We start from the raw sequence: 24,412 nt of genomic DNA, 5'->3' as shown, positions 1-24,412 counted from the left end.
GGACTCACCTCCCGATAGCTATCGGGACTAAGCAGCTCGACCACCCTCTCTTCCGCAAGCGGGGCAGCGAGTTATTAGGTTCCAACAACCCTCTTTCCGCCAAAGGCGAAGAGAGGGTCGACGATCCCGATGGCAATCGGGAGACGTCGGGGTGAGTAAATTACTGGCACGTAAATAGCATGTAGTACGATATATACTAAAAACATGCGCGCACCAAACTTCGGCAAACTGAATACAGACAAAATGACCCGGGCCCTGCAAAATGGGCTTAACGCCTTAGCCAAAGGCGGCTTTAAAAAACTGTTTAACCATATTGACCAAACCACCATCAAAAAAGGTGTGGACGAAATGGGGATAAATAAATTCATTAACCACTGCGCGCTGTTGGCGGCGGGCAGCGGCGCGGCATCGGGCGTAGGCGGCCTGGCTACCTTAGTGGTTGGCACCCCGCTGGATATGCTTAACCTGGTGATGCAGCAGTTTAGGGTTACCATGGCCATTAGGTACCATAACACCGGCGTGTACAAAATTAACTTTGTAGAGTGTTTCCGGCTGGTAGCCTCATCCCTAAAAGTGGACGCGGGCGTTACCATCACCAAAACCATTATGGAAAAAGTAGCCGGCAGACTCATGCTTGTTTTCGGCGAAAAAGCTGCCGGGCGGCTGGTGCCTGTTGTTGGCGCTGTAATTGGCGGTACGGCCAATTATATGTTTATTAAACGTGTGGCGGGTAATTTGATGATAGAGCCGGTGAGGGTGTGGGTGTAAATGCTTTGAGTTATTGATTTGCGGAGATATGTATGCCTGGATTATTGCATCCGCCCGCTCATTGCCGCGGAGGCTAGTTCTTTTGTCTTGATACAAAAGAACGAAAAGATCAAGTCAGCAGAGAGGCTTCTTTGCCGCACAGGCCTTTCCCTGCAAATCAGGCAAAACCGGGGGCCGCAAAAATTGCCCCAAGGCGCGCGCAGCCACGCTTCTGCAAATGTTGTATGCCCGCAGCCGCACCGCCCAACCTCGGTTTTCCCTGATTTCGCCCGAAGCTTATCTGCTGACGGCGATTGCTTAATAAGGGCATTTACATCAAACAAAAACGAGATCAAAAGCGGGCAAAGGCCTGCCGGAAAACCGGGCCAGTGTGTTTTGCCTTGCGGGTGGAAGGATTTTTCCGGCTTGATTTTTTGTTACTTTTTCATCAAGGAAAAAGTAATAGGCCTCCGCGGCTATGAGCGGACGATGTTATAATCTGGGAACTTAGCTTATATAGAGATTATTGATGGGTTAATTGTTTTCAATGGAATCAATGAACTCGCTCCGCTCGGTTATCTTCGTTCCTCGCAATGACGTGGTGGATATTTTAGTAATAAAAACATGGTTTACATATTTTTGCGTTAATTTTTATTAAATTATTGATTTTCAATACTTTAACATCAATGTTAACCCAAAATGTGTTAAGTTGTGTAAACCATGATTTGGGCCTTTATTTACTGCTTAGCGCTTTGATCAATTCGGCTTCGTTTTTATGCACTGCTATAAAATTAGGGCCGATAAAATCCTCGTGTTTATATTGGTACTTTCTAAACTCAACCGTTTTAGGAAACAGCTTACCCACCACATAACCGTATGATTCTAACAACTGGTAGTAGTCAATTAACAGGCGTTTGGTAGTAATATTAATATAGCCATACTCAAACTGTATCAACTTAATAACGCCATTTTTAAGCGCGTTCTCAAAGCCTAACAAAGCGTCATACTCCGCTCCTTCCAGGTCGAGTTTTAATAGGAAAACATTTTTAATATCATTTTGAGCCAGGAAGTCGTCACCCTTTACCAGGTCAATTTCAATTGTACCTGTAGCCGTTTGCAAGGTGCTGTTGATATCATACAATGAGGCATGTTCATCACAAGGGAAAATATTGATCACCTTTGTACAATTTTCATTATAAAGCCCTTTATTGATCAGTATATTTTTTGGGTTGCCTGTTAAATGGGCCTCCAGTTTATGATAAGTTTCGGCAACAGGTTCAAAGCTATATACTTTTGCCATCGGACAATAAGTATTCACCAGGTTTGCGTAATTACCAATATTTGCGCCCCCGTCAATGATCAGTTCTGGGTTAAAGCGGGCTATTTTTTTTAATAGGGTCACCTCGCCATTACTCAATGGGTTGTGGTTTCGGTTTTCATATAACCGGTTCATTGAACGCCCAAAACCTGCAAGCGCTTTTGTTACCGCATTATGAGAATTCTGTTTATAGATATTCTTTAAACTTTTATACATTATGTAATGATATCGCCTCTGCTTACATTTTGGGATAAAAAACAAATTTAACCTTTTTTAAACTATTACAATAAAAAAGGCCGAAAGCAATGCTCCCAGCCATTCCTATACATATCGGCTAAAAATTATTCTGTCAGCACAAAATTAAGCGGCAGGGTATATTTAACCCGCACCGGCTGTCCATTTTGCATACCTGGTTTCCATTTTTTAGATAGTTTTAAAACGCGCAATGCTTCCTCATCCATGCCGTAGCCTGCACCCTGGTCAACTTTAACGTTTGATATCTGCCCATCCTTCTCTACTATAAAGCTTACCCAAACTTTACCGCTTTTATTGGCATCGGTTGCCTGGCTGGGATAACGCAGGTTCTTTTCTAAAAATTTCCTCCAACCTGCTTCACCGCCATCAGGTTCGGGCATAACATCTACCCCTGTTTTAGTATATATAATTTCGGGTTTCGGAGCTGCTTCACCCCCACCTGTGCCTGTACTTACAGTTTCGGGAGGTAAGTTTAATGCAATATCAATCCCCGGATCATCAATAGTTTCGGGGCCAACTGCACCAATAATTTTGGTAACATCGGGCGGAGTTTCAATAACCGGCCCTGCGGTAACTACTGGTACTAAAAACTTGGTGGTTTTTACCGGTTTAGCAGCTTCAGGCTGCTTGATCTCTTCTTTTTTTGGTGGAGTAATAATGTGTACTTCCGTCAGTTTTAAAGCATCGGGAGCAATAACCGGTAATACATTAACATGCGGCTTAAAAAGAATGCTGCCTGCAATAAACGCGGCGGCAATGCTTAAAAAGGTAATCACCATGGCCTTAACGGTATTATCGGCAGAGTGTTGCCTTAACTCATAAGCGCCATATTCTTTGTTGCGGTTAGCAAACACAAGCTCGAGCCACTCGGACCTGTGCAAATCAAATTTTGAGATAAGCATAGCGTGAAGTTTTAAGTTTATATACTATATAAACGTTGGCTATGTATCAAATGTTGCGCCCATACCTAAATATTTAGGTAACAAATTTATCATATAAAAAAGCCACCCTAACAGGCGGCTTTTTTAAACAAGTTCAGTCAATTTATTTATTGTTTTATTAGCATTCCTTTATTAGAAAGCATATACAGCAGCTAACACAAATTGTGAAGCAGATTTAGTTGCTACACCACTACCTTTTGTAAAGGCTGAAGTAGGCAGGTCGCTGTTTGTATCAAATCTAACCTCAGGTATTAAAGTTAAAGGGCCTGATTTGATATTTGCAGTTGCTGTTAATGAAGTTACTGATTTACCAGGAGCCGGGCCAAATGTTGCCAAAGTACCAGTTTTAGTTTTAAAGTACTCGCCTCTTAAACCAAAAGTAACCGCATCTGATACTGCTAATTGAGGATATAACGCGATACCTGTGTAACCACCTGTACCGGCACCGTTTGACGCAGTATAATCAGCAGCATTTAAGCCTAATTTAAACGCGTCACTAATTTGGTAAGCTGTTGTTAAATCAACAATTGTACCTGAAGTAGCAGTTTTGTTGCTACCTGACAACACGTTAATATAAGCTGTCCAGCCTTCAACCGGTGCAACCATTAATTGTGCGCCAAATAAACCTATGTTGTTAACAGCTTTGTACACGTTCCACTGATCGTTAAATGCACCTACCATTAAGCTGGCTTTATCTGAGAATAAGAAAGTTGCTTTAACACCCGCGTTTTGGAACGGACCGTTAGTGAACATGTAAGAAGTTGAATAGTTAAAGTTGCCCGCGGCATTAATTACTTCGTATCCAACAAAAGTACCCATATAACCACCTGTTAAGTTAAAGCTTTCGGTTACATCATAAGATACATATAAGTTTTGGATGTGGTTGGTAGGAATTGGTAAAGACTGATCACTACGAGGACCAAAAGATACTTCACCTACAAATGATGCTTTTCCTACTTTTTTCTTCAAAGCAAGGTCAACCATACCTATTGAAAATGAGTTATGGTCACTTGCAAAACTGGTTGGAATGTTGCTGTGTCCAGAAAAGTCATACTTATAATAAGCATCAACCGACCCAGTAATAGTTAACGGCGGATCAGATTTAGCAGCGTCTTGTGCAGTAGCTTTAAAAGTTAGTGCACTTACGGCGATTAGTGATAATAGTAAGATTTTTTTCATGAGTTTGGATTTGATTGATATGGTTAATTATTTATTGTTTACGTTTTTAATTATTCAATTAAATGTTTTTAAAGGTTAATTAGCGCGCTTTTTAATTAATCAGTTAAACTTTTGCAACATTTTGATAAATATTTATCATTGTTATCATACAAACGATGTATTTGTTATAACTTTCGTAAAATTAGACATGATTTTTAACAAAACAAAATATTTATTTGATTTTTTTCAACAATATTCTAATTTTTTTCAAAAAACATCAACAAAAGCTATAAATATTAGTTTTTAAATTCAATAAAAGTTAATAAAAGTTAATTTATTTCTAATTTGCTTATAAAAAATGAACTAAACCATCGTATAAATCATATAACTAAAAGAATTAGGAGCTTTTATTTGAAATAACAATTAAAAAAAATAAATAACGAGAGTTTTTACAGGATAAATGGAGTTATTATTTAAACAGCGGATATCAGCAATATAAAAATGTTGCTTTTTGAGCTTGGTAATGTATTAAGCTATTTACTTTAAAATATTGCTCATATTTTAAAGTATAATCTTATTTTTGAGGTAAATCCTATTATATATTATATAAATCATGCCTAATATTAGATTTCAAGCCCTTCAGGCGGTACAAAACCGAACAATTCCTGAAATAAAGACCCCTTCTGCAAAAATTTCTGATTATTTTAACGCTAATGTTTTCGATAATAAGAAAATGAAGGAGTACCTTTCAAAAGAGGCACATCAGGGAATTATCAACTCTATTGAAAAAGGCGAACCTATCCCACGCGATATGGCCGAGCAGGTAGCATCGGCTATGAAAGCCTGGGCAATGGGCAAAGGCGCTACACATTATACACACTGGTTTCAACCGCTAACCGGCACTACTGCCGAAAAGCACGATTCGTTTTTTGAGCCTACCATTGATGGTGGCGCTATTGAAGTATTCTCTGGCGACGCGTTAGCGCAACAAGAGCCTGATGCATCAAGTTTCCCCAGCGGTGGTATACGTAATACCTTCGAAGCCCGCGGTTACACTGCATGGGATCCATCATCACCTGCATTTATAATGGCCCGTACTTTATGTATCCCTACTGTGTTTGTATCATACACCGGCGAAGCTTTGGATTATAAAGTGCCGTTATTAAAGGCCGTATCTGCACTGGATAAAGCTGCTGTTGATGTATGTCATTATTTTGATAAAAGCATTGAAAAAGTAAATGCCTCATTAGGTATTGAACAGGAATATTTTTTAGTTGACATTGCCTTATTTAACGCGCGCCCCGATATGCATTTAACCGGGCGCACGCTTTTTGGACACATGTCTGCCAAGAACCAACAGTTAGAGGATCATTATTTTGGTTCGATACCTGCACGCGCCTATGCCTTTATGCAGGATATGGAAACCGAAGCTTTACAATTAGGCATACCATTAAAAACACGCCACAACGAGGTTGCGCCTTCGCAATTTGAGTGTGCTCCTATTTATGAAGAAATAAACCTGGCTATTGACCACAACCAACTATTAATGGATTTGATGGACAGGGTTGCCAAACGCCATAACTTCAAAGTGTTATTGCATGAAAAACCTTATGCGGGCATCAATGGGTCAGGCAAGCATAATAACTGGTCAATGATTACCAATACCGGTAAAAACTTATTATCGCCGGGCAAAACGCCGAAAAACAACCTGATGTTTTTAACCTTCTTTGTAAATACTATCAAAGCAGTTTATGAACATGCTGATCTGTTAAGGGCTTCAATAGCGTCAGTTAATAACGACCACCGTTTAGGCGCTAATGAGGCACCGCCGGCTATCATATCCATATTTTTAGGCAGTCAGTTAAGCGAAGTATTAGATGAGATCGAAACTTCACGCATAAGCAAAAAAATAAAAGACGACGCGTTGTTATGGCAGGGTATTCCTAAAATACCGCAAATATTAAAGGATAATACCGACCGTAACCGTACATCGCCATTTGCCTTTACTGGTAACAAGTTTGAATTGCGTGCGGTAGGCTCGTCAGCCAACTCGGCCAGCCCTATGACTATTTTGAACCTGATAGTTGCTGATCAATTAAAGAAATTTAAAACTGATGTTGACAAACTGATCAGGAAAGGCGAAAAGAAAGATGTTGCTTTACTAATAGTTATCAAAAAATATATCAAAGAAACAAAAGCCATCCGTTTTGAAGGTAATGGTTATAGCGCGGAGTGGGAAAAAGAGGCCGAGGCCAGGGGATTGGCAAATATTAAAACCACCCCTAAAGCACTTGATGCTTTTACTTCAGAAAAAAGCGACATCCTGTTTGCTGATACTTCGGTTTTTACTAAGCGTGAAATACGAGCCCGCCATGAGATATTATTAGATGCCTTTTATAAAAAACTGCAAATAGAGTCGCGCGTATTAGGCGAAATGGCCACAAACTTAATTTTGCCGGCGTCCATACAGTATCAAACCCAACTGGTAAACAGCGTTAAAGGTTTAAAGGAAATTGGTTTCCCTGAAACAGCTTATAAAGCCCAAATGGCAATTATCACCAAAATATCTGAGCACATTAATGCTGTTAAAGAAAACGTGGAGGCAATGATACAGGAACGTAAAAAATCAAATGTCATTGAGGACCTGCGTGAAAAAGCTATAAGTTATGATGAAAACGTTAAGCCATTTTTTCAGCCTATTCGCTATCATGCAGATAAACTGGAGCAACTGGTTGACGATTCGCTTTGGCCGCTACCTAAGTTCCGCGAATTGTTATTTATATAACTACAAAGGTCCCCTAAACATGGGGACCTTTGTTATTTTTAAATCAGTTCTTTCTTCTCCTGCTCTTTCTTTTCTTCCTCTTCCAGGTCTCGTATATAATTCATTTTTAAATTATCGTAAAATGAATGCTTGTCAACCAACATAGCAACCAGGCTCGCTACCGTTCCTGCTAATATCAGATGGAAGATAACGTTATGCCTATCGGTCATTTCTAACACCAATATGGTTGACGTAAAAGGAGAACGTGTTACGCCTGTAAGAAAGCCAACCATGCCTGCCAATACCAATAAATTGGTATTAGTTTCGGATAGTTGAAACCAACCCGACACCAGTGAACCAATACTGGCACCTGCGCCCAATGCCGGTGCAAATATCCCCCCTGCTGCGCCGGTGGTAAACGAAAGCATAGGTCCCAGTATGCGTAGTAAAGGCATATACCAATCTAAATGTTTATTTTGAGTAAATAATATTTGCTGCATTTGTTCCTTACCCGAACCCATTATACCATAATTTAAAAAACAGGCTAGCACTACCATTATGAGGGCACATACCACTATATATAACACGTGGTGATAATTTAACTTAAACTTTGCTTTCCAGGTCATTAACCTTAATATTAGTTTTGACATAACACTGCCCGCCAAACCTGATAGTACAGCAACCAATATCACCCCTAAAAATATAAGGCTGTGTAAATTATTTACCAATGGGTATCCTAAATAAAGATAGGGCCCAAGCATTCCCTGTGCGGTTAAACCAGCAATAATCACTGATGAAAATATAGCTGTCTTAAAATAACTAAAATGCGTTTTTGTTAATTCTTCAATGGCAAAAACAATCCCACCTAATGGTGTATTAAAGGCAGCTGCAAGTCCCGCGGCAGCCCCGGTTATTATCATACTGCTTTTAGCCAGTTTGGGCCACCACTCAGGCAACAAACTGTTTATTCTTTTGTATATAGATGCGGCAATTTGTATTGTTGGCCCCTCTCTTCCTATTGCACCGCCGCCAATGGCCATAATTAAGCTCGACAGCATTTTTACAACAATTACCCTGATACTTAAAAGTTTACTCACTTTTTTATCAGAATTTGGATTTGATATTTCAATGGCAGCCATAACTTGTGGTATACCACTACCCCGTGCATACGGCGAAAAATGTTTTACCAACAACCAGGATCCTACAAAGCAAACAGGAGTTAAAACAAACAGCCACCATTTGTGCTGATTAAAAACAAACGTGGTTAGGTTTTCGGCTAATAAAAAAAGGCGGGTATAAATTACCGCCACCAATCCTGTTATTACTGATGCGATCCAAAAAGGGATAGCCTGCAGCATATTCTTTTTCCATTCTTCGTTTCTTACCCTATCAAAAGATTTTTTTAAATAAGTCCGGGTTGATGAAATAGTGGCTTTTATCATGAAATGTTATACGGAGGTGTTTTGCAAAAGTAACTACTTTAATGTTTAAAAACAGTATTAAGCATTATATTTGGGCCATGATTTCTTCGCAACGTTATGATCAAAGAGGTGTATCAGCCTCAAAAGATGATGTACATAATGCTATAAAAAATATCGACAAAGGTATATTCCCAAAAGCTTTTTGTAAAATAGTGCCTGATATATTAACCAACGATTCAGCGTATTGTAATATTATGCATGCCGATGGTGCGGGTACAAAATCATCATTAGCTTATACGTATTGGAAAGAAACTGGTGATCTGTCTGTATGGCGCGGAATTGCCCAGGATGCTATAATTATGAATTTGGATGACCTGCTTTGTGTGGGCGCTACTGATAATATCTTATTATCATCAACTATTGGCCGCAACAAAAACCTGATACCGGGTGAGGTTATTGCAGCCATTATAAATGGCACTGAAGAAATTTTAAGCGAATTACGCGATGCAGGAGTAGGTATTTATTCAACAGGTGGCGAAACTGCCGACGTAGGTGACCTTGTACGCACTATTATAGTAGACTCTACCGTTACCTGCCGAATGAAACGAAGTGACGTTATATCAAACGACAGAATAGTACCGGGCGATGTTATTGTGGGATTGTCTTCTTATGGACAGGCTACCTATGAAAAAGAATACAACGGCGGCATGGGTTCAAACGGGTTAACATCTGCCCGCCATGATGTATTTAATAAAACCATTGCCGATAAATATCCCGAAAGTTATGATGCCGGTATTCCCTATGACCTGGTATTTTCGGGTTCAAAAAAATTAACCGACCAAATGGATATTGGCGAAGGAAAAACTGTTACCGCTGGTAAATTGGTATTATCGGCCACACGCACCTACGCCCCTATCATTAAAACTATTTTAGACAGCTATCGTAGCCAGATACATGGCATGGTACACTGCAGCGGTGGCGCGCAAACCAAGGTGTTACATTTTGTAGATAGTCTTCACATCATCAAAAACAACCTGTTCCCTATTCCGCCATTATTTAAGCTGATACAGGAAGAGTCAAGTACCAGCTGGCATGAAATGTATAAGGTGTTTAACATGGGGCACCGCATGGAACTTTATGTACCCCGGCAAATTGCTGATGATATTATTAAAATATCCCAAAATTTTGGTGTTGACGCGCAGATAATAGGCTATGTTGAGGCTGCCGATAAAAAACAAGTGACCATTACCTCACCGTATGGCGAGTTTGTTTACAATTAATAAAAACTTACCCCATAAAAAAAGTCTCCCGAAAATTCGGGAGACTTTTTTATAAGAATATTGGAGATTATCTTACTCCAAATATTTTAACCAGATCAACAACCTGTGTCATTGACAATCCTTCATCAAATGATTCAGTTGCTGCATTTATAGAAATATTTCCGCCTACACCTGCTAAATTGGTAATAGTTACCCCACCTTGTGATACATTGTCTTCGCCTGCATAATTGCCGGCTACTTGTGGAATACCTGTATCATTTGCTCCGGTTATCCAAGGTTTAATAGATGCTCCACGAGCACGACGTATCTGACGTACAGCTGACGCATGGCGCGCCTCTACCGAGTGAATATTTAAAGCTGCAGTTAAAACAACCTGGTTGCCTAATAAGTTGGCAGCTTGCCCTTTGTATGCACGCACACCTGTATCTTCAAATGCTTGAGCTACTGCTAAATAAGTATTTGAATCAGTTAAAACAGTTGTAAACGGACCTGTATTAGTAACAGTATTAGTAGTAGTATTAAAACCACCTGTAAAATCATAGGCGCCATTTTGGCCTTGTGATGTTTGTGCAACAGCATTAGCACCTAAAATACCTTTTAAAAAGTTTACATGTGCATTTTCATGGCCCTGTATAGTAACCAAATATGCTTTCTCTGCAGGAGAAAAAGTTAAAGTATTTGATGCTACGCCTGCATTATAAAAGGCGGCTTCCAAATACTCTAATTTTAAAGCATAGTTTAATACATCATTAACAGCTACTGTGGCTGTTTGGCCGTAAGCCTTTTTAAATAAAGTACTAAATGCCATAGGCAAAGCAGCCAACGCTACTTTTGAACCAAAGCTCGTGATGTTTTTAATAGCAGCACGGCGCGGGCTGATCCTGTCTTGAAATTCCGGATCAACCGTATTTATTTCTTCAATTATATTTAATAAGTTCATGTCGTTATAAATTAAAATGATACATAGCCATAGTTAGACGCGTTTACCTTAGTTTTAAGGAAAGTGTTTGCTGTAGCCAATACTTCGGCAATGGTTTTTTGTTTATCTAAACCATTAGCATCCAAAATAGTGGTGTCGGCAAAACTGCCCGGGTTAACTAAATTACGTATATACGCCGCGTGCCTCGCTTCAACTGATACAATTTTACCTGCTAAAGTTAAATAGCCTGCATCTTTAATTAAATAACCTGCACCATTATAAGCAGCTACTCCTAAATCTTCAAAGGCTTGCGCAGTAGCTAAAACTTTGGTCCTGCTTGAAAAGTCTATTGAACTAAAGTCGGGCGTTAATGCTTGTATAGCATTTGTTGCTAAAGCTGCTTTAAAAAATTCGCGGTGTGCTATTTCATGATCCCGGATGTCGGTTAATAACGAGGTTTCGGCAGATGTTATTCCGCTAAATGGAGTAGCTGCTACCTGGATGTAAAATGCTGCTTCAAGTTGCTCTAAGGCATAAGCATAATTTAAAATTGCCAGGTCGCCATTTGCACCGATATCAATTCCGGTCATGGGTTCAGGCCCTTTGTCTTTCCGGCACGATGCCACTCCTAATACACCCAGACCGGCGACTCCGGCACCTGCGTAGCGCAAAAACGACCTTCTGGCCATGTTTGGGCTTTGTTGTTCAATTTGTGTTTCTGTTTTCATAAGTAAATTAGTAAATAGATGATAGAATAATTATCAATAGGTTTGATGTTATCTACGTAATATATCAAGTATGGATTTTAATTATTAGATTTTTGTAACTTCTTTTAGGAATAGTAGGCTTGGATTTATTAATTTAAAGCCTTTAAAAATCCTTTTATATAAAATGTTTTGCAAAATTACTATGTTAATTATTTGATATATTAAACGCTTTGGTTAATTAATTATATTATACATTAAAAAATTTATTATAATAGTTACATAAATACTTTCCATATAGTTTTGCTTTTTTTATAACTACTTACAACCAGTCAGAATATCGCAATGATTGAAACTCCCGAATTATACATTGAGGCATTAATTTTTGCTTCGGAACAAGGCATTCGAATAGAAGAAATAATTTATTGTTTGCAAGCTACTGCCGAACGTGATTTTACAGCGGATGAAATAAAAAGCTATTTAAAACAAATACAGCAAAAATACAGCCACGACAATTTTGCCATTGAATTGGTTAATATCAGCAATGGCTATCAATTTTTAACCAAAAAAAACTACCATCCTGTTATTAGTTTATTGCAACTACAACGCTCAAAAAAGAAATTGAGCCAGGCCGCTTTAGAAACTTTGGCTATTATAGCCTATAAGCAACCTGTGACTAAAACCGATGTGGAACAAATACGCGGCGTAAATTGCGATTATTCGATACAAAAGCTGCTTGAAAAGGAATTAATTACCATAACTGGAAAGTCTGAAAGTGTTGGAAAACCTATTTTATATGGAACAAGCTCACTTTTTATGGATTATTTTGGCATAAATAGCATACAAGAATTGCCTCATATTAAAGAACTTACAGATAACTCTGTTTCTATTGGAGAACAACAAGAATAATTTTGAAAATGATTTTTTTAAATAAAAATGATTTTAATTATTTTTACTAATGAAACAGATATAGGATATATTAGTACCCTATATCAAATACTAAAAGATTTAAATAAAAATTACCGGAATGGGAACGCCAAAAAAACCTGACAACAAGAAGCTACCTTCTAAAAGTACAGAAGATGATGACGATGACGATTTGGATTTAACGACCGAAAAAGAAGTTGAAGAAGATGAAGATGATTTTGACGGGCCGTTAGATGACGACTTGGGCTTCAATGACTTTGACGATGACGACGACGATGATTATTAATTTTTATTAATAATCATGATTCATATATAAGCATTCAGCATAACGCTGGATGCTTTTTTTATATTTGATAGTATATGGTAATAACCGAAGTTAAAGATAAAACCGAACGAAAAGCATTTTTAGATACAGCCCGTATAATTTATAAGAACGATGATAATTGGGTTTGTCCGCTTGATAATGATATTGAAGCTGTTTTTGATCCGCTCAAGAATAACTTTCATCAATTTGGTAAATGCACACGCTGGATATTAAAAGATGACAAAGGCCGGCTTATAGGCCGTGTTGCGGCATTTATAAACAATAAAAAGGCCTTTAATTATGAGCAACCTACCGGTGGCATGGGCTTTTTTGAATGTATAGAAGATGAAAAGGCCGCTTTTTTATTATTTGATACGGCTAAAAACTGGTTGAAAGAAAATGGCATGCAAGCCATGGATGGCCCAATAAACTTTGGCGAGAACGACACCTTTTGGGGCTTATTAGCCGAAGGGTTCACCCCTCCCTCCTACGGTATGAACTACAACCCGCCTTATTATAAAGCTTTTTTTGATAACTATGGTTTTACAACCCAATATGAGCAAATAACTAATCACCTGGATATTACCAAGCCATTTCCTGAGAGATTTTATAAGATAGCTAAATGGGTTACACAAAAACCGGGATATGAGTTTAAGCATCTAAGCGTAAAAGAGATAGACAAGTTTGCCGCCGATTTTATTGAAATATATAATGATGCCTGGGCCGATTTTGAAAACTTTGTGCCCATTACTTATGATACCATTTTAGAGAGCTTCAATAAAATGAAAACCATAATGGACGAGAATATGATTGGCTTTGCCTATGTAAATGGCGAGCCGGCATCGTTCAATATCATTTTGCCGGATGCCAATCAAATGATAAAGCCGTTAAATGGAAAGTTGGATTTGATAGGTAAACTCAAATTTTTATACTATCGGTGGAAAGGAGTTACACGTATGCGGGGTATTGTAATGGGTACCAAAAAGAAGTTTCAAAAACATGGTTTAGAGTCGGGCTTATTTATAAAGTTGGGCGAATATGTATTACCGCTTAATCAATACGACACCCTGGAACTATCATGGGTAGGAGATTTTAACGACAAGATGATGGGACTACATGAGAGTATGGGTGCAGTATTTGCCAATAAGCATTTAACCATGCGCTACATCTTTAAATAAAAAACGCCCCTTTAATAAGGAGCATTTTTTATTATGCAGTTGCTCTGTTATGCCTTAACTCTTCAAAAAGTTCAATTACTTTCTTTTGCAGATCAATGATCTCAGTTTCTCTGTCGGTCAATTTTTTATTAACTACTTCCAGTTCGTTAACAAACTTTTTATCTTGCTCCAAATCGTTAAATGTAAGTAGTTGAACGACTGACATTTCAAATAAATTAGATATCTGCTCCAGTCTTGATAAATTGATATCAGTTATGCCTGTTTCAATTTTAGAGAAGGCCGGTATAGAAATATCTAATCTTTTCGCAACATCCTCCTGGCTCCATCCTTTTTGATGACGTAACAATCTGATTTTTTTTCCTAAGGTTTTCATTCGTATAAATAGTTTGTGATATAGGGGTTTCTCTATAGTTAATAAAGTTACTATTATTTTTAAATCAAAGCTAATTATTTAATAATTTATTTGTCATATCTATCAAATTTATACCGCCAAAATTTCCTGAACTCATCATTAACAGGTTACTATCACTCATGTTAATGCTTTCAATATGTTTTAAAAGCTCCTGCGGATCATCAAAAAATAAAAGATCATCCTTCAAAAAAGCGGCCTTAACTGTTTCGGCAGGATAAGGTTCCATCTTCTTCTGCACAAATGTTTTTTTATCAATTAATACGATGGCGCTATCTGCCTCATCCATTGTACCGGCATACTCCGCAAGGAAATCCTTGTTTAAACTACTAAAAGTATGTAACTCAATACAGGCAATCAATTTCCTGTTAGGAAATTGTGTTTTTACCGCGTTAATAGTGGCTTTTAATTTAGACGGCGAATGCGCAAAATCCTTAAAGATATGCGTAGTTGCAGTTTTGCCCAGCAGTTCCAACCGCCTTGCTGCTCCTTTAAAGCTGGTAATATGTTTATAAAAATCTGCTGTTATAATACCCAAAGCTTCACAAACCAGGCGGGCGGCTTCCATATTTAGCAGGTTGTGTTCGCCAAAAACCTGTAATGGATATTTTTTGTCGCCACTTAATATAGTGGTTACGCCATCTTCAATAATGTATTGCGGTAAGATATAAGGTATTTTAGGAATAGCGGTCTTATTTTTAGTTACCATTGTATTCAAAACATCATCCGTTTGGCTGTATATTAAACGGCCGTTAGGTTGAATGGTATTTACAAAAAGTTCAAACTGCTCAATATAATTATCAAACGTAGGGAACACGTTAATATGATCCCAGGCAATACCGCTAATTACGCCAATATCAGCTTTGTATAAATGAAATTTGGGCCGCCTGTCTATCGGCGAAGCCAGATACTCATCACCCTCAATAATAATAACCGGGGCGTCATGAGTTAGGCCCACCATGGTTTCAAAACCTTCTAACTGTGCGCCAACCAAATAATCAAAAGCTTTGCCTGCCGATTGCAGCACATGCAAAATCATAGAAGTAATAGTAGTTTTACCATGGCTACCCCCTATTACTACCCTAAGTTTGTCCTTTGATTGCTCATAAATATATTCAGGATATGAATATACTTTAATACCCAGTTCCTGCGCCTTTAACAGCTCCGGGTTGTCAATTCGGGCGTGCATTCCTAAAATTATCGCGTCAATATCAGTGGTGATTTTTTCCGGGTACCAGCCTTGCTCCTGTGGCAGTAAGCCATATTTATTTAACCGCGAAGCAGATGGTTCAAATATAACGTCATCAGAACCTGTTACGTTAAACCCTTTTTTTTGTAAAGCGATAGCTAAATTGTGCATTGCCGCACCACCAATAGCTATAAAATGTACCCTCATTTAATTAATTTATGATATGCAATTTTAAATAAAAAAGGCGCGATATATTGCGTCTTTACTTTACAAATTTTGCAGCCACCCATTCTTTGTCCTTTTTATGGGTGATGTATTTTAAACCGTGTTTACGGGCTTCGTCGGTAATAATATCCAGGTCAGGGGTTTCATAAAAACCGCTAAAGTATATCTCGCCGCCGGGTTTTAAAACTTCGCTATAACGCTGCATCTGATCTAATAAAATATTGCGATTTATATTGGCTAATATAATATCGTATTGCTCATCAGGAATAACCTCTTTTGAACCGCAGATAGATTTGATATTGGTGATATTGTTAAGCGCTGCATTTTCAATAATGCTTTCATAACATATCGGGTCGTAATCAATAGCGGTGATATCAATGGCGCCAAGTTGTGCAGCCATGATAGCTAATATACCGGTACCTGCCCCCATATCCAATACCTTTTTCCCGGCAAAGTCATTCTCCAGTATCAACTGCAGCATCATGGCTGTAGTTTGGTGATGGCCGGTTCCAAAGGCCATTTTAGGGTCAATAACTATCTCGTACTTAAACTCGGGCTGTTGCTCATGAAAGGTAGCGCGCACCAATAACTGATTACCGATAGTTATCGGCTCAAAATTACTTTCCCATAGCTTGTTCCAGTTTTTATGCGGGATAAGGGTAACATCATAACTAAAGGTGAACATATCCCGATAAACAGACAATGTTTCATCCAGCAAATCCTGGTCAAAATCAGCGTAAGGAATATAGGCCTTAAAACCCAGGTCAACCTCCTCAAAAGTATCAAAACCTATCTCGCCCAAAGCATTGATCAGCAGGTCCTGCTGGTAATCTTCGGTAGTTATGGTAGTGAATAGTAATTCGTAGTAGTTCATTAGACTAATTGAACGCCTTAACGATATCCGTAAAATCGCGCGATTTTAAAGATGCACCACCAATTAATCCACCATCAATATCTGCCTGTGCAAAAAGCTCTGCCGCGTTTTTAGGGTTACAGCTACCGCCGTATAAAATGGTAGTATTATCAGCTACTTGCTGGTTGTATTTAGCAGCAATTTCCTTACGGATGAAAGCGTGAATTTCTTGTGCCTGATCAGATGTTGCAGTTACCCCTGTACCGATGGCCCAAACCGGCTCGTAAGCTATAACCAGTTTGCTAAACTGCGTTGCATCCAAATGGAAAATACCTTCAACCAACTGGCTTTTAATCACATCAAAATGGGTATTAGCTTCGCGCTCCTGCAAGGTTTCACCTATGCAGAAGATCGGTTTTAAGTCGTTAGCTAAAACAGTATCAGTTTTTTTGGCTAAAAGCTCATTGGTTTCGCCAAAATATTGGCGACGTTCCGAGTGGCCCAATATAACGTAGGCAGCACCTACCGATTTGATCATCTTAGCCGATATTTCACCGGTATAAGCACCAGACTCGGCCTGGTGGGCATTTTGCGCGCCTAAGCTGATGCGATTTTGCCCTTTGGCCAATTGCACTAAGCTATGTATGTGTATAAACGGACTGCAAATTACAGCTTCCTGTGTGCCGGTTACTTCGTCGTTTATCATGTTGATCACTTCAGAAAAAACACTTAATCCCTCGTTATAATCCAGGTTCATTTTCCAGTTTCCGGCTACTATTTTTTTTCTCATCTTTTAAGTTGATTTGTTGATTGGGTTTATTAGGTTGATTGAGTTTGTCAATGGCTGAACTTAATCAACCACTCACTTAATCAACCGAATAAACTCCTATATTCTTCTGTTAATTCAAATACCTTTTTCAGTATATCCCGTTCATCCTGATCGAAAACACGGTCACGACGAGGGTAAACTTTATCAGCAGTTTCAAACATTTTCTGTAGCGAGTAGGTCTCAAAACCCTGCGCGCCGCCCCAGGCAAAATCGGCTACAAAATTATTGGGGTAGCCGCCGCCAAATACGTTGGCACTTACCCCGACTACTGTACCTGTGTTAAACATGGTATTTATACCACATTTGGCATGATCGCCCATTATTAAGCCACAGAACTGCAGACCTGTTTTACGGAAATGCCCACTGGCGTAATCCCATAGTTTAACCTCGGCGTAGTTATTTTTCAGGTTAGAGTTATTACTATCCGCACCAATATTGCACCACTCGCCCAATACTGAATTACCTAAAAAGCCGTCATGGCCTTTAGATGAATAACCCCATATTACCGTATTACTGATCTCGCCACCAACCCTTGAGTACGGGCCGACGGTAGTAGCACCGTATATCTTCGCTCCCATCTTCACCTGCGAATGCTCGCATAAAGCAAATGCCCCACGTATGTTGGTACCTTCCCAAACCTCGCTATTCTTGCCCAAATAAATAGGGCCGTTAGTGGTGTTAAAAGTGGAGCATTCGGCAACAACACCCTCTTCGGCAAAAAAATCAGTGCCTATAATGGTATTGGTGTTACTAATGGCTGCACTGGTGCGCCCTTGTGTTAGCAACTTAAAATCTTTACGCAGCTCAATGTCATTATTCTTAAAAATATCTTCGGGATGTTTAATAACTACAATGGGATGCTCATATTCAATTATCCTATCCGGCTTGGTATGGGTATCAAACTCATGCGATTGACAGCCCTTAACTGCTACCAGCAAATAACCAAATTTCAATGCCTCGCCATCTTCCAACTGGTTAATAGCAACAACCAAATCCTCATCCGGGCAAACCGAACCGTTAATAAATATATTATCGGCAGTATAATTAACCGGAAATTTTACCTGCAAATACGGCTGGGTATAAAAGGAATAGTCGGTATTTAAATGCCTGGCCCACTTTTCGGCAATGGTTAAAATACCAATGCGCAAGTCGGCAACGGGCCTGGTGTAGGTTAAGGGCAGTAAGGTTTTGTGCGCGTTATCGTCAAACAGGATAATTGCCATAGCACAAAAATAAAAAAAGTCCCGACTGCAAAGCCGGGACTTGTAAATATTTTATTAACACCAGTTTAGTTTTTGTTGTAACGGGTGCGGAATTTATCGATACGACCAGCAGTATCAACCAGTTTCATTTTACCGGTATAGAAAGGGTGTGATGTATGAGAAATCTCTAATTTTACTAATGGATATTCGTTGCCATCTTCCCATTTTACTGATTCACGGGTTTCGATGCATGATTTAGTGATAAAAGAATAGTCGTTTGACATATCTTTAAATACTACTAATCTATAGTTTGATGGGTGCAGATCTTTTTTCATTGCTATACTTTACTTCTTATAAAAGAGGTGCAAATGTAATAATTTAATTCAAAAGTTAAAAGTCAAAAATACTTTTTTTGAGATTAGTGATTGGAGGTTAGAGATTAGTTGTTAATATGGGGTATAATTTTATTAAAATTCGACAGAGTTAAACCTCCTGCACCAAATCCACCAACACCCCACCAGCACCTTTAGGGTGAACAAAGTAGACCGACTTATTATCTGCGCCTATTTAAAGCTCCACTTTGTTCATGTCCAAATATTGTAAATTATTAGGTTAATATGACCAATTTAGCTTATATTGAATGATTTTAAATAAAAAGTTTGTCTATCTTTGTACTATTAATATATTTAAGTATGAATATCCCTATTTACCTTGATAACAACGCCACCACACCCATGGATCCACGGGTACTGGAAGCCATGTTGCCTTACTTTACTGATAAGTTTGGTAATGCCGCCAGCCGTAACCATCCATTTGGTTGGGTAGCCGAAGAAGGTGTTGATTATGCACGCGAGCAGGTTGCCAAATTAATTGGCGCCAGCGAAAAAGAGATCATTTTCACATCAGGCGCAACCGAGTCGGACAACCTGGCTATTAAAGGTGTGTTTGAAATGTATAAAGAAAAAGGTAACCACATTATAACTACCGTTACCGAACATAAAGCTGTATTAGACGCGTGTAAACACGTTGAAAAAATGGGCGGCCGTGTTACTTATCTTCCGGTTAAAGAAGATGGTTTACTGGACCTTGCCGTTTTAGAAGCTGCTATGACTCCTGAAACCATTTTGGTATCAGTTATGTATGGTAACAACGAAATTGGCGTTATACAGCCTATAAAAGAAATATCAGCCATTGCACACAAACATGGCGCGCTGTTTATGACAGACGCTGTACAGGCAGTTGGTAAAATACCTGTTGATGTTAATGCTGATGGTATTGATTTATTGGCTTTATCGGCACATAAATTTTACGGACCAAAAGGCGTTGGCGCATTATACGTTCGCCGTAAGGGACCAAGGGTTAAAGTTACCGCCCAAATGGACGGTGGCGGCCACGAGCGCGGTATGCGTTCGGGTACTTTAAACGTACCGGGTATAGTTGGCTTAGGTAAAGCCTGCGAACTATGTTTTAACGAAATGGAAAGCGAAGCTAAACGTTTATCTGCTTTACGCGATAAACTGGAAGCCGGCTTAACTGTATTGGAAGAAAGCTATGTAAACGGAAACGTTAATCACCGCTTACCACACGTGGCTAATATCTCTTTCAAATATGTTGAAGGCGAAGGTTTAATGATGGCGATGAAAGACCTGGCAGTATCTTCAGGATCGGCCTGTACATCAGCATCATTAGAGCCATCGTACGTATTGAAAAGTTTAGGTTTGTCAGACGATCTGGCACACTCTTCGATACGTTTTGGATTGGGCCGCTTTACTACCGAAGAGGAAGTTGATTACGCTATTGAAGTAACCAAAACAGCGGTTACCAACTTGCGTAACATGTCGCCGCTTTGGGAAATGTTTAAAGAGGGCATTGACCTTGACTCGATTGAGTGGGCAGAACATTAAAATTATTTCGAATTTCGGATGTTCAATTTCGAATTGAATACCAAATAAAGAAATAGATAAAAGATAATAATATAAACTGGGATAGAGAATTTCGAAATAAAATTTTAAAAAAATCCAAAATCGAAAATTCGAAATCCGAAATAAAAAAAACTATGGCTTATTCAGATAAAGTAATTGATCACTACACTAACCCCCGCAACGTGGGTACGCTTGATAAAAGCAGCCACAAAGTAGGTACAGGTTTAGTTGGTGCCCCTGAGTGCGGCGACGTTATGCGCCTGCAGATAGAGGTTGATGATAACAACGTGATAACCGATGCTAAATTCAAAACCTTTGGATGTGGTTCGGCTATTGCTTCATCATCATTAGCAACCGAATGGTTAAAAGGTAAAAGCATTGACGATGCCATGCAAATTGACAACATGGATATTGTTGAAGAATTAGCATTACCACCGGTAAAAATTCACTGTTCGGTTTTAGCCGAGGATGCTATTAAAGCAGCTATCAATGATTTCCGCGTTAAAAACGGCCTGGAACCTATTGAAAGCGAAAAATCGCATCACTAATTTGGGGAGTGGGGAGTTGTCAATGGTGAGTTTTTATTCACTATTGAATGTTAAATACTCACCACTGACTATTAACAATTGACTATGGTAACTGTAACCGATAAAGCAAAAAGTAAGATAGAACACCTGATGCAGGATTCGGGGCTTGACGCCTCTTATTTCCTGCGTGTGTCTGTTCAGGGAGGTGGCTGCTCAGGGTTATCATATAACCTTGACTTCGATAACGAAGAGAAAAAAGGCGACCAGTTTTTTGAAGATAAAGGCGTACGCATGTGCCTGGATATGAAATCATTTTTATACCTGGCCGGTACCGAGTTAGATTTTAGCGACGGATTAAACGGTAAAGGCTTTAACTTCCATAATCCTAACGCCAGCCGTACCTGCGGTTGCGGTGAAAGTTTCTCGGTATAATTTATCTTCTTATCAGATATTAAAAAGCCTCCCAAATTTGGGAGGCTTTTTTTTGTTTATTATACTCAAAACATTCCGTTGGTATGCAACATTTTTTCAGGCATTGTTTGTTTAACAAAATCATGCGCTGTTATTTGATTAGCCTCTATTCTGAAGATATCAAACAGCGCTATTGACTTATCAGCTTTGAGTTCAGCATGAACAGCAACATAGTCGCCATCGGTTATCATATGATGTATCACCACATTTTTAAACTGACTGTACAAATGCGTAATAAATGCTTTATTACTTGATCCGGTGGTGTTAACAGCGCCATCAATGTTTATAATCGGCTCGCTGTTACCCGTTTGCTCATCGGTTACGTCCCAATGCTCAGCAGCGACGCCGCCTTGTAATCTAAATAATTCTATGAGTACCGTACGTTTACCCATAAACACCAGGTCAAGATGTACCACTACATCATCACCTTCGCTTAACATGTTTACTATTGGTGATTTTGCGTCGTCATCCGGCTTTGGTAAAGCCTTTAAAAACTCCACCATTTCAAAAAGCCCCTCGCGGCCATCTTTACCCATGGGGCTATGCTGAATATAGTCCGCGCGCACGTAATCGTTTATTAATTCACTTTTCCTAAGTTTTACTACATCCCTGTAAAACCCGGCTATTATATTTTTATTGGATTGTTGTTCCATTATTTTAATTATTGATAGGCATCAAATGCCCGATGAATCCATGCGCAGCATAGATAATTATTATTAGTTATTTGAAATTATAGGACAATAGAAAACACTAACGCTTTTGGCTTTAGCACTTGCGTTGGCATCTCCTGTTTAGGAGATCGGATTTTTGGTGATCCGTATTTGATATGTAGTAATAGTAATTATGCAGTAAAGGTAATTATTTTGTAAATAATTTTAGATTTGTTGTTATAAACCACGTTAAAACCAATATGAGCCAGCAAACTGAGCGCCCTACCGTACCCAGTCTTATTCGCTATTTAGTAGAGTATATACATGAGGATACGCAACCCTTTTTGGCACATAAAGTAGGCGAAGAATGGGTAGATATCACGTATCGCGAAGCGCTGGAAAAAATTGATGCCATATCTGCGTGGTTCTTAAGTATCGGAATAAAAAAAGGTGATAAGCTGGCGCTCATTATTGAAAACGGACCCGATTACATTTACTATGACCAGGCGCTGCAGCAAATTGGAGCGATTAATACCTCCATATATCCTACCCTTACCGAAAATGAGATAGAGTACATTTTAAATGATTCGCAAGCACGTACCATCATAGTTGGCAATCCTTTCCTGTTTAAAAAAGTTTTAAGAATAGCCAATAACTGCCCGGAATTGATCCGCGTTATACCAGCTTGTGAAGAGTGGGAAAAATATACCGACAAATTAATAGCAAAGCTTAACGCGGGTGTAATTGGCTTTAACCAGGTTATTGACCAGGGGCGAACCATAGTCGATCAATATCGCTCGACAATAAACAGCGCGAGGGAGGCCATCTTACCATCTGACCTTTCTTGTTTGATATATACATCCGGCACTACCGGAACGCCTAAAGGCGTAATGCTTACGCATTTTAACTTGGTGGAGAATGTACGTAATAGTTTGATCCAAATTCCGGTGGTGGAAAAGACCGATGTATTTTTGTCTTTTTTACCGCTTTCGCACGTATTTGAACGTACAGCAACTTACCACATCAGTTTGTATGCGGGCTGTAAAATAGCGTTTGCGCAGAGCTTAGACCTATTAGCTAAAAACATGAGCGAAGTACGTCCTACTATCATGAACTGCGTACCCCGTTTATTGGAACGCATACATGACCGAGCCATGAAAAACGGCACAGCGGCAGGTAGTGTAAAAGCAAAAATATTTACCTGGTCGCTTAAAATTGGACGCGAGTACCGATTGGCTAAAGAAGCGGGTAAAAATCCCGGCTTTATATTAAACAATGAATATAAAATTGCCGAAAAACTGGTATTCAGCAAGATCAAAGAGCGCACCGGCGGAAGGTTAAAATTTATGATATCTGGTGGTGGAGCGCTGCCTAAAAACATCGGCGAGTTTTTTGGCGATCTGGGCATTAAAATATTAGAGGGTTTCGGGCTCACAGAGACATCGCCGGTAATGGCGGTTACCGAATATCACCGACAGGTTTACGGCACCGTAGGGCGCATTATTCCGGGTATTGAGGTGGGTATACAAAATGTGGACACCCAAAAAATATACACCGTACAAACGCATGATACATTTAAAGAAGATTACGAGTCGGAAGAAGGTGAGATCATCGTGCGCGGGCATTGTGTGATGAAAGGGTATTTAAATAAGCCCGAAGAAACAGCTGCCACTATTGACAAACAAGGCTGGCTACATACCGGGGATATTGGTCGCTTTTATAAAGGCAACCTGCAAATAACCGACAGGCTAAAAAATATGCTGGTTAATGCGTACGGCAAAAACATTTATCCTACCCCGGTAGAGAACACGTATTTAAAGAGCCATAAAATTGAAGGCGTATTTTTAATTGGCGATAAGCGTGAATACATTACCGCTATCATCATCCCCGCCAAAGAAACTTTACAGGAAACCTTTAATTTAGATGAAGCTTACTTTGAACAAAAAGAAGCATTTATTGATAATACAGAAATCAAAGACTGGCTGAACCAGGATATCCGAAACCTATCAAACGAACTGGCAAAATTTGAGCGCATCAAAAACTTTAAGATCAAACGCACTCCATTCAGTATGGAAGATGGTGAGATTACCCCTACTATGAAACCCAAACGCAGGATCATTGAAAAGAAATACGCTGACGCGATTGAGGAGTTGTATAAAGGGGACGTGGAAGCTGACTAAAAACCCCTAATGTTGTTTGCAAGGATACAGAGAACAGGA

24 protein-coding genes are annotated in these 24,412 nt (G+C 39.2%); 11 read left to right on the top strand and 13 right to left on the bottom strand.

Features of this window, described 5'->3' with window-relative positions:
* Nucleotides 1-204 precede the first annotated feature (204 nt).
* Nucleotides 205-768 carry a hypothetical protein gene (locus ACYVJ6_RS06510; RefSeq protein ID WP_460693220.1) on the top strand — a complete coding sequence of 188 codons (564 nt, stop codon included), beginning with the start codon at nucleotides 205-207 and terminating at the stop codon, nucleotides 766-768.
* 87 nt (nucleotides 769-855) lie between these two features.
* Complete coding sequence (locus ACYVJ6_RS06505) at nucleotides 856-1,245, top strand: hypothetical protein (protein ID WP_460693219.1); 390 nt, start codon at nucleotides 856-858, stop codon at nucleotides 1,243-1,245.
* A 235-nt stretch (nucleotides 1,246-1,480) separates the two neighbouring features.
* On the opposite strand, the gene ACYVJ6_RS06500 is transcribed toward ACYVJ6_RS06505, so the two are convergent.
* The 3 genes from ACYVJ6_RS06500 to ACYVJ6_RS06490 all read right to left on the bottom strand — a co-directional run bounded on the left by ACYVJ6_RS06500 (nucleotide 1,481) and on the right by ACYVJ6_RS06490 (nucleotide 4,440).
* The gene (locus ACYVJ6_RS06500) at nucleotides 1,481-2,281 is read right to left on the bottom strand and encodes an FkbM family methyltransferase (protein WP_460693218.1); all 801 of its coding nucleotides are present in this window, start codon (nucleotides 2,279-2,281) and stop codon (nucleotides 1,481-1,483) included.
* Between the two features lie 125 nt (nucleotides 2,282-2,406).
* Nucleotides 2,407-3,222, bottom strand: a complete 816-nt coding sequence (locus ACYVJ6_RS06495; RefSeq protein WP_460693217.1) for an energy transducer TonB — start codon at nucleotides 3,220-3,222, stop codon at nucleotides 2,407-2,409.
* A gap of 171 nt (nucleotides 3,223-3,393) precedes the next feature.
* Nucleotides 3,394-4,440 (bottom strand): outer membrane beta-barrel protein, encoded by a 1,047-nt coding sequence (locus tag ACYVJ6_RS06490; RefSeq protein WP_460693216.1) that lies wholly within the window; start codon nucleotides 4,438-4,440, stop codon nucleotides 3,394-3,396.
* Between the two features lie 592 nt (nucleotides 4,441-5,032).
* Between ACYVJ6_RS06490 and ACYVJ6_RS06485 the strand changes: the two genes are divergently transcribed.
* Entirely contained in the window at nucleotides 5,033-7,204 is a 2,172-nt protein-coding gene (locus ACYVJ6_RS06485; RefSeq protein ID WP_460693215.1) for a glutamine synthetase III family protein, read from the top strand.
* 38 nt (nucleotides 7,205-7,242) lie between these two features.
* On the opposite strand, the gene ACYVJ6_RS06480 is transcribed toward ACYVJ6_RS06485, so the two are convergent.
* On the bottom strand, nucleotides 7,243-8,625 hold the full coding sequence (locus ACYVJ6_RS06480; protein WP_460693214.1) for a chloride channel protein: 1,383 nt from the start codon (nucleotides 8,623-8,625) through the stop codon (nucleotides 7,243-7,245).
* A gap of 77 nt (nucleotides 8,626-8,702) precedes the next feature.
* Here ACYVJ6_RS06480 and ACYVJ6_RS06475 point away from each other — a divergent pair, with 77 nt between their 5' ends.
* Entirely contained in the window at nucleotides 8,703-9,884 is a 1,182-nt protein-coding gene (locus ACYVJ6_RS06475) for an AIR synthase related protein (protein ID WP_460693303.1), read from the top strand.
* A gap of 67 nt (nucleotides 9,885-9,951) precedes the next feature.
* On the opposite strand, the gene ACYVJ6_RS06470 is transcribed toward ACYVJ6_RS06475, so the two are convergent.
* Together ACYVJ6_RS06470 and ACYVJ6_RS06465 are read right to left on the bottom strand one after the other, a co-directional pair.
* Nucleotides 9,952-10,824 carry a ferritin-like domain-containing protein gene (locus ACYVJ6_RS06470; protein ID WP_460693213.1) on the bottom strand — a complete coding sequence of 291 codons (873 nt, stop codon included), beginning with the start codon at nucleotides 10,822-10,824 and terminating at the stop codon, nucleotides 9,952-9,954.
* Between the two features lie 11 nt (nucleotides 10,825-10,835).
* Nucleotides 10,836-11,531, bottom strand: a complete 696-nt coding sequence (locus ACYVJ6_RS06465; RefSeq protein ID WP_460693212.1) for a ferritin-like domain-containing protein — start codon at nucleotides 11,529-11,531, stop codon at nucleotides 10,836-10,838.
* A gap of 321 nt (nucleotides 11,532-11,852) precedes the next feature.
* Between ACYVJ6_RS06465 and scpB the strand changes: the two genes are divergently transcribed.
* The 3 genes from scpB to ACYVJ6_RS06450 all read left to right on the top strand — a co-directional run bounded on the left by scpB (nucleotide 11,853) and on the right by ACYVJ6_RS06450 (nucleotide 13,916).
* Nucleotides 11,853-12,416: an SMC-Scp complex subunit ScpB gene (scpB, locus tag ACYVJ6_RS06460; protein ID WP_460693211.1), complete on the top strand. Its 564-nt coding sequence runs from the start codon at nucleotides 11,853-11,855 to the stop codon at nucleotides 12,414-12,416.
* A gap of 118 nt (nucleotides 12,417-12,534) precedes the next feature.
* Nucleotides 12,535-12,720: a hypothetical protein gene (locus ACYVJ6_RS06455; RefSeq protein WP_460693210.1), complete on the top strand. Its 186-nt coding sequence runs from the start codon at nucleotides 12,535-12,537 to the stop codon at nucleotides 12,718-12,720.
* A gap of 74 nt (nucleotides 12,721-12,794) precedes the next feature.
* Entirely contained in the window at nucleotides 12,795-13,916 is a 1,122-nt protein-coding gene (locus ACYVJ6_RS06450; protein ID WP_460693209.1) for a GNAT family N-acetyltransferase, read from the top strand.
* A gap of 31 nt (nucleotides 13,917-13,947) precedes the next feature.
* Here the strand turns inward: ACYVJ6_RS06450 and ACYVJ6_RS06445 are convergent, their stop codons facing one another.
* The 6 genes from ACYVJ6_RS06445 to ACYVJ6_RS06420 all read right to left on the bottom strand — a co-directional run bounded on the left by ACYVJ6_RS06445 (nucleotide 13,948) and on the right by ACYVJ6_RS06420 (nucleotide 18,958).
* A complete protein-coding gene (locus ACYVJ6_RS06445) occupies nucleotides 13,948-14,289 on the bottom strand; it encodes a helix-turn-helix domain-containing protein (protein WP_460693208.1) in 342 nt (113 codons plus the stop codon).
* Between the two features lie 70 nt (nucleotides 14,290-14,359).
* On the bottom strand, nucleotides 14,360-15,721 hold the full coding sequence (locus tag ACYVJ6_RS06440) for a UDP-N-acetylmuramate--L-alanine ligase (protein ID WP_460693207.1): 1,362 nt from the start codon (nucleotides 15,719-15,721) through the stop codon (nucleotides 14,360-14,362).
* 55 nt (nucleotides 15,722-15,776) lie between these two features.
* On the bottom strand, nucleotides 15,777-16,613 hold the full coding sequence (prmA, locus tag ACYVJ6_RS06435) for a 50S ribosomal protein L11 methyltransferase (RefSeq protein ID WP_460693206.1): 837 nt from the start codon (nucleotides 16,611-16,613) through the stop codon (nucleotides 15,777-15,779).
* A 4-nt stretch (nucleotides 16,614-16,617) separates the two neighbouring features.
* Complete coding sequence (gene tpiA / locus ACYVJ6_RS06430; RefSeq protein WP_460693205.1) at nucleotides 16,618-17,382, bottom strand: triose-phosphate isomerase; 765 nt, start codon at nucleotides 17,380-17,382, stop codon at nucleotides 16,618-16,620.
* Nucleotides 17,383-17,462: 80 nt separating this feature from the next.
* On the bottom strand, nucleotides 17,463-18,644 hold the full coding sequence (locus ACYVJ6_RS06425; protein WP_460693204.1) for a GlmU family protein: 1,182 nt from the start codon (nucleotides 18,642-18,644) through the stop codon (nucleotides 17,463-17,465).
* 65 nt (nucleotides 18,645-18,709) lie between these two features.
* Nucleotides 18,710-18,958 (bottom strand): type B 50S ribosomal protein L31, encoded by a 249-nt coding sequence (locus ACYVJ6_RS06420; RefSeq protein ID WP_460693203.1) that lies wholly within the window; start codon nucleotides 18,956-18,958, stop codon nucleotides 18,710-18,712.
* 357 nt (nucleotides 18,959-19,315) lie between these two features.
* Here ACYVJ6_RS06420 and ACYVJ6_RS06415 point away from each other — a divergent pair, with 357 nt between their 5' ends.
* The 3 genes from ACYVJ6_RS06415 (at nucleotide 19,316) to ACYVJ6_RS06405 (ending at nucleotide 21,504) form a co-directional block, all read left to right on the top strand.
* Nucleotides 19,316-20,527: an IscS subfamily cysteine desulfurase gene (locus ACYVJ6_RS06415; RefSeq protein ID WP_460693202.1), complete on the top strand. Its 1,212-nt coding sequence runs from the start codon at nucleotides 19,316-19,318 to the stop codon at nucleotides 20,525-20,527.
* A gap of 152 nt (nucleotides 20,528-20,679) precedes the next feature.
* Nucleotides 20,680-21,093, top strand: coding sequence for a Fe-S cluster assembly scaffold IscU (gene iscU, locus ACYVJ6_RS06410; protein ID WP_460693201.1), 414 nt, complete (start codon nucleotides 20,680-20,682; stop codon nucleotides 21,091-21,093).
* 84 nt (nucleotides 21,094-21,177) lie between these two features.
* Nucleotides 21,178-21,504, top strand: a complete 327-nt coding sequence (locus ACYVJ6_RS06405; protein ID WP_460693200.1) for a HesB/IscA family protein — start codon at nucleotides 21,178-21,180, stop codon at nucleotides 21,502-21,504.
* 65 nt (nucleotides 21,505-21,569) lie between these two features.
* Here ACYVJ6_RS06405 and ACYVJ6_RS06400 read toward each other — a convergent pair whose 3' ends face one another.
* Entirely contained in the window at nucleotides 21,570-22,196 is a 627-nt protein-coding gene (locus ACYVJ6_RS06400; RefSeq protein ID WP_460693199.1) for a nuclear transport factor 2 family protein, read from the bottom strand.
* A 257-nt stretch (nucleotides 22,197-22,453) separates the two neighbouring features.
* Here ACYVJ6_RS06400 and ACYVJ6_RS06395 point away from each other — a divergent pair, with 257 nt between their 5' ends.
* Nucleotides 22,454-24,373, top strand: coding sequence for an AMP-dependent synthetase/ligase (locus ACYVJ6_RS06395; protein ID WP_460693198.1), 1,920 nt, complete (start codon nucleotides 22,454-22,456; stop codon nucleotides 24,371-24,373).
* Nucleotides 24,374-24,412: the final 39 nt, after the last annotated feature.

The organism is Mucilaginibacter puniceus (genome assembly GCF_054783175.1).
The sequence above is the reverse complement of the archived record's forward strand: the minus strand, read 5'-3'. Positions and strand labels throughout refer to the sequence as shown.

What these genes read in the sequence shown, in the direction of transcription:
- ACYVJ6_RS06510 (WP_460693220.1), top strand. Translation starts at nt 205, where the DNA reads ATGCGCGCACCAAACTTCGGCAAACTGAATACAGACAAAATGACCCGG.
- ACYVJ6_RS06500 (WP_460693218.1), bottom strand. Translation starts at nt 2,281, where the DNA reads ATGTATAAAAGTTTAAAGAATATCTATAAACAGAATTCTCATAATGCG.
- ACYVJ6_RS06495 (WP_460693217.1), bottom strand. Translation starts at nt 3,222, where the DNA reads ATGCTTATCTCAAAATTTGATTTGCACAGGTCCGAGTGGCTCGAGCTT.
- ACYVJ6_RS06490 (WP_460693216.1), bottom strand. Translation starts at nt 4,440, where the DNA reads ATGAAAAAAATCTTACTATTATCACTAATCGCCGTAAGTGCACTAACT.
- ACYVJ6_RS06485 (WP_460693215.1), top strand. Translation starts at nt 5,033, where the DNA reads ATGCCTAATATTAGATTTCAAGCCCTTCAGGCGGTACAAAACCGAACA.
- ACYVJ6_RS06480 (WP_460693214.1), bottom strand. Translation starts at nt 8,625, where the DNA reads ATGATAAAAGCCACTATTTCATCAACCCGGACTTATTTAAAAAAATCT.
- ACYVJ6_RS06475 (WP_460693303.1), top strand. Translation starts at nt 8,703, where the DNA reads ATGATTTCTTCGCAACGTTATGATCAAAGAGGTGTATCAGCCTCAAAA.
- ACYVJ6_RS06470 (WP_460693213.1), bottom strand. Translation starts at nt 10,824, where the DNA reads ATGAACTTATTAAATATAATTGAAGAAATAAATACGGTTGATCCGGAA.
- ACYVJ6_RS06465 (WP_460693212.1), bottom strand. Translation starts at nt 11,531, where the DNA reads ATGAAAACAGAAACACAAATTGAACAACAAAGCCCAAACATGGCCAGA.
- scpB (WP_460693211.1), top strand. Translation starts at nt 11,853, where the DNA reads ATGATTGAAACTCCCGAATTATACATTGAGGCATTAATTTTTGCTTCG.
- ACYVJ6_RS06455 (WP_460693210.1), top strand. Translation starts at nt 12,535, where the DNA reads ATGGGAACGCCAAAAAAACCTGACAACAAGAAGCTACCTTCTAAAAGT.
- ACYVJ6_RS06450 (WP_460693209.1), top strand. Translation starts at nt 12,795, where the DNA reads ATGGTAATAACCGAAGTTAAAGATAAAACCGAACGAAAAGCATTTTTA.
- ACYVJ6_RS06445 (WP_460693208.1), bottom strand. Translation starts at nt 14,289, where the DNA reads ATGAAAACCTTAGGAAAAAAAATCAGATTGTTACGTCATCAAAAAGGA.
- ACYVJ6_RS06440 (WP_460693207.1), bottom strand. Translation starts at nt 15,721, where the DNA reads ATGAGGGTACATTTTATAGCTATTGGTGGTGCGGCAATGCACAATTTA.
- prmA (WP_460693206.1), bottom strand. Translation starts at nt 16,613, where the DNA reads ATGAACTACTACGAATTACTATTCACTACCATAACTACCGAAGATTAC.
- tpiA (WP_460693205.1), bottom strand. Translation starts at nt 17,382, where the DNA reads ATGAGAAAAAAAATAGTAGCCGGAAACTGGAAAATGAACCTGGATTAT.
- ACYVJ6_RS06425 (WP_460693204.1), bottom strand. Translation starts at nt 18,644, where the DNA reads ATGGCAATTATCCTGTTTGACGATAACGCGCACAAAACCTTACTGCCC.
- ACYVJ6_RS06420 (WP_460693203.1), bottom strand. Translation starts at nt 18,958, where the DNA reads ATGAAAAAAGATCTGCACCCATCAAACTATAGATTAGTAGTATTTAAA.
- ACYVJ6_RS06415 (WP_460693202.1), top strand. Translation starts at nt 19,316, where the DNA reads ATGAATATCCCTATTTACCTTGATAACAACGCCACCACACCCATGGAT.
- iscU (WP_460693201.1), top strand. Translation starts at nt 20,680, where the DNA reads ATGGCTTATTCAGATAAAGTAATTGATCACTACACTAACCCCCGCAAC.
- ACYVJ6_RS06405 (WP_460693200.1), top strand. Translation starts at nt 21,178, where the DNA reads ATGGTAACTGTAACCGATAAAGCAAAAAGTAAGATAGAACACCTGATG.
- ACYVJ6_RS06400 (WP_460693199.1), bottom strand. Translation starts at nt 22,196, where the DNA reads ATGGAACAACAATCCAATAAAAATATAATAGCCGGGTTTTACAGGGAT.
- ACYVJ6_RS06395 (WP_460693198.1), top strand. Translation starts at nt 22,454, where the DNA reads ATGAGCCAGCAAACTGAGCGCCCTACCGTACCCAGTCTTATTCGCTAT.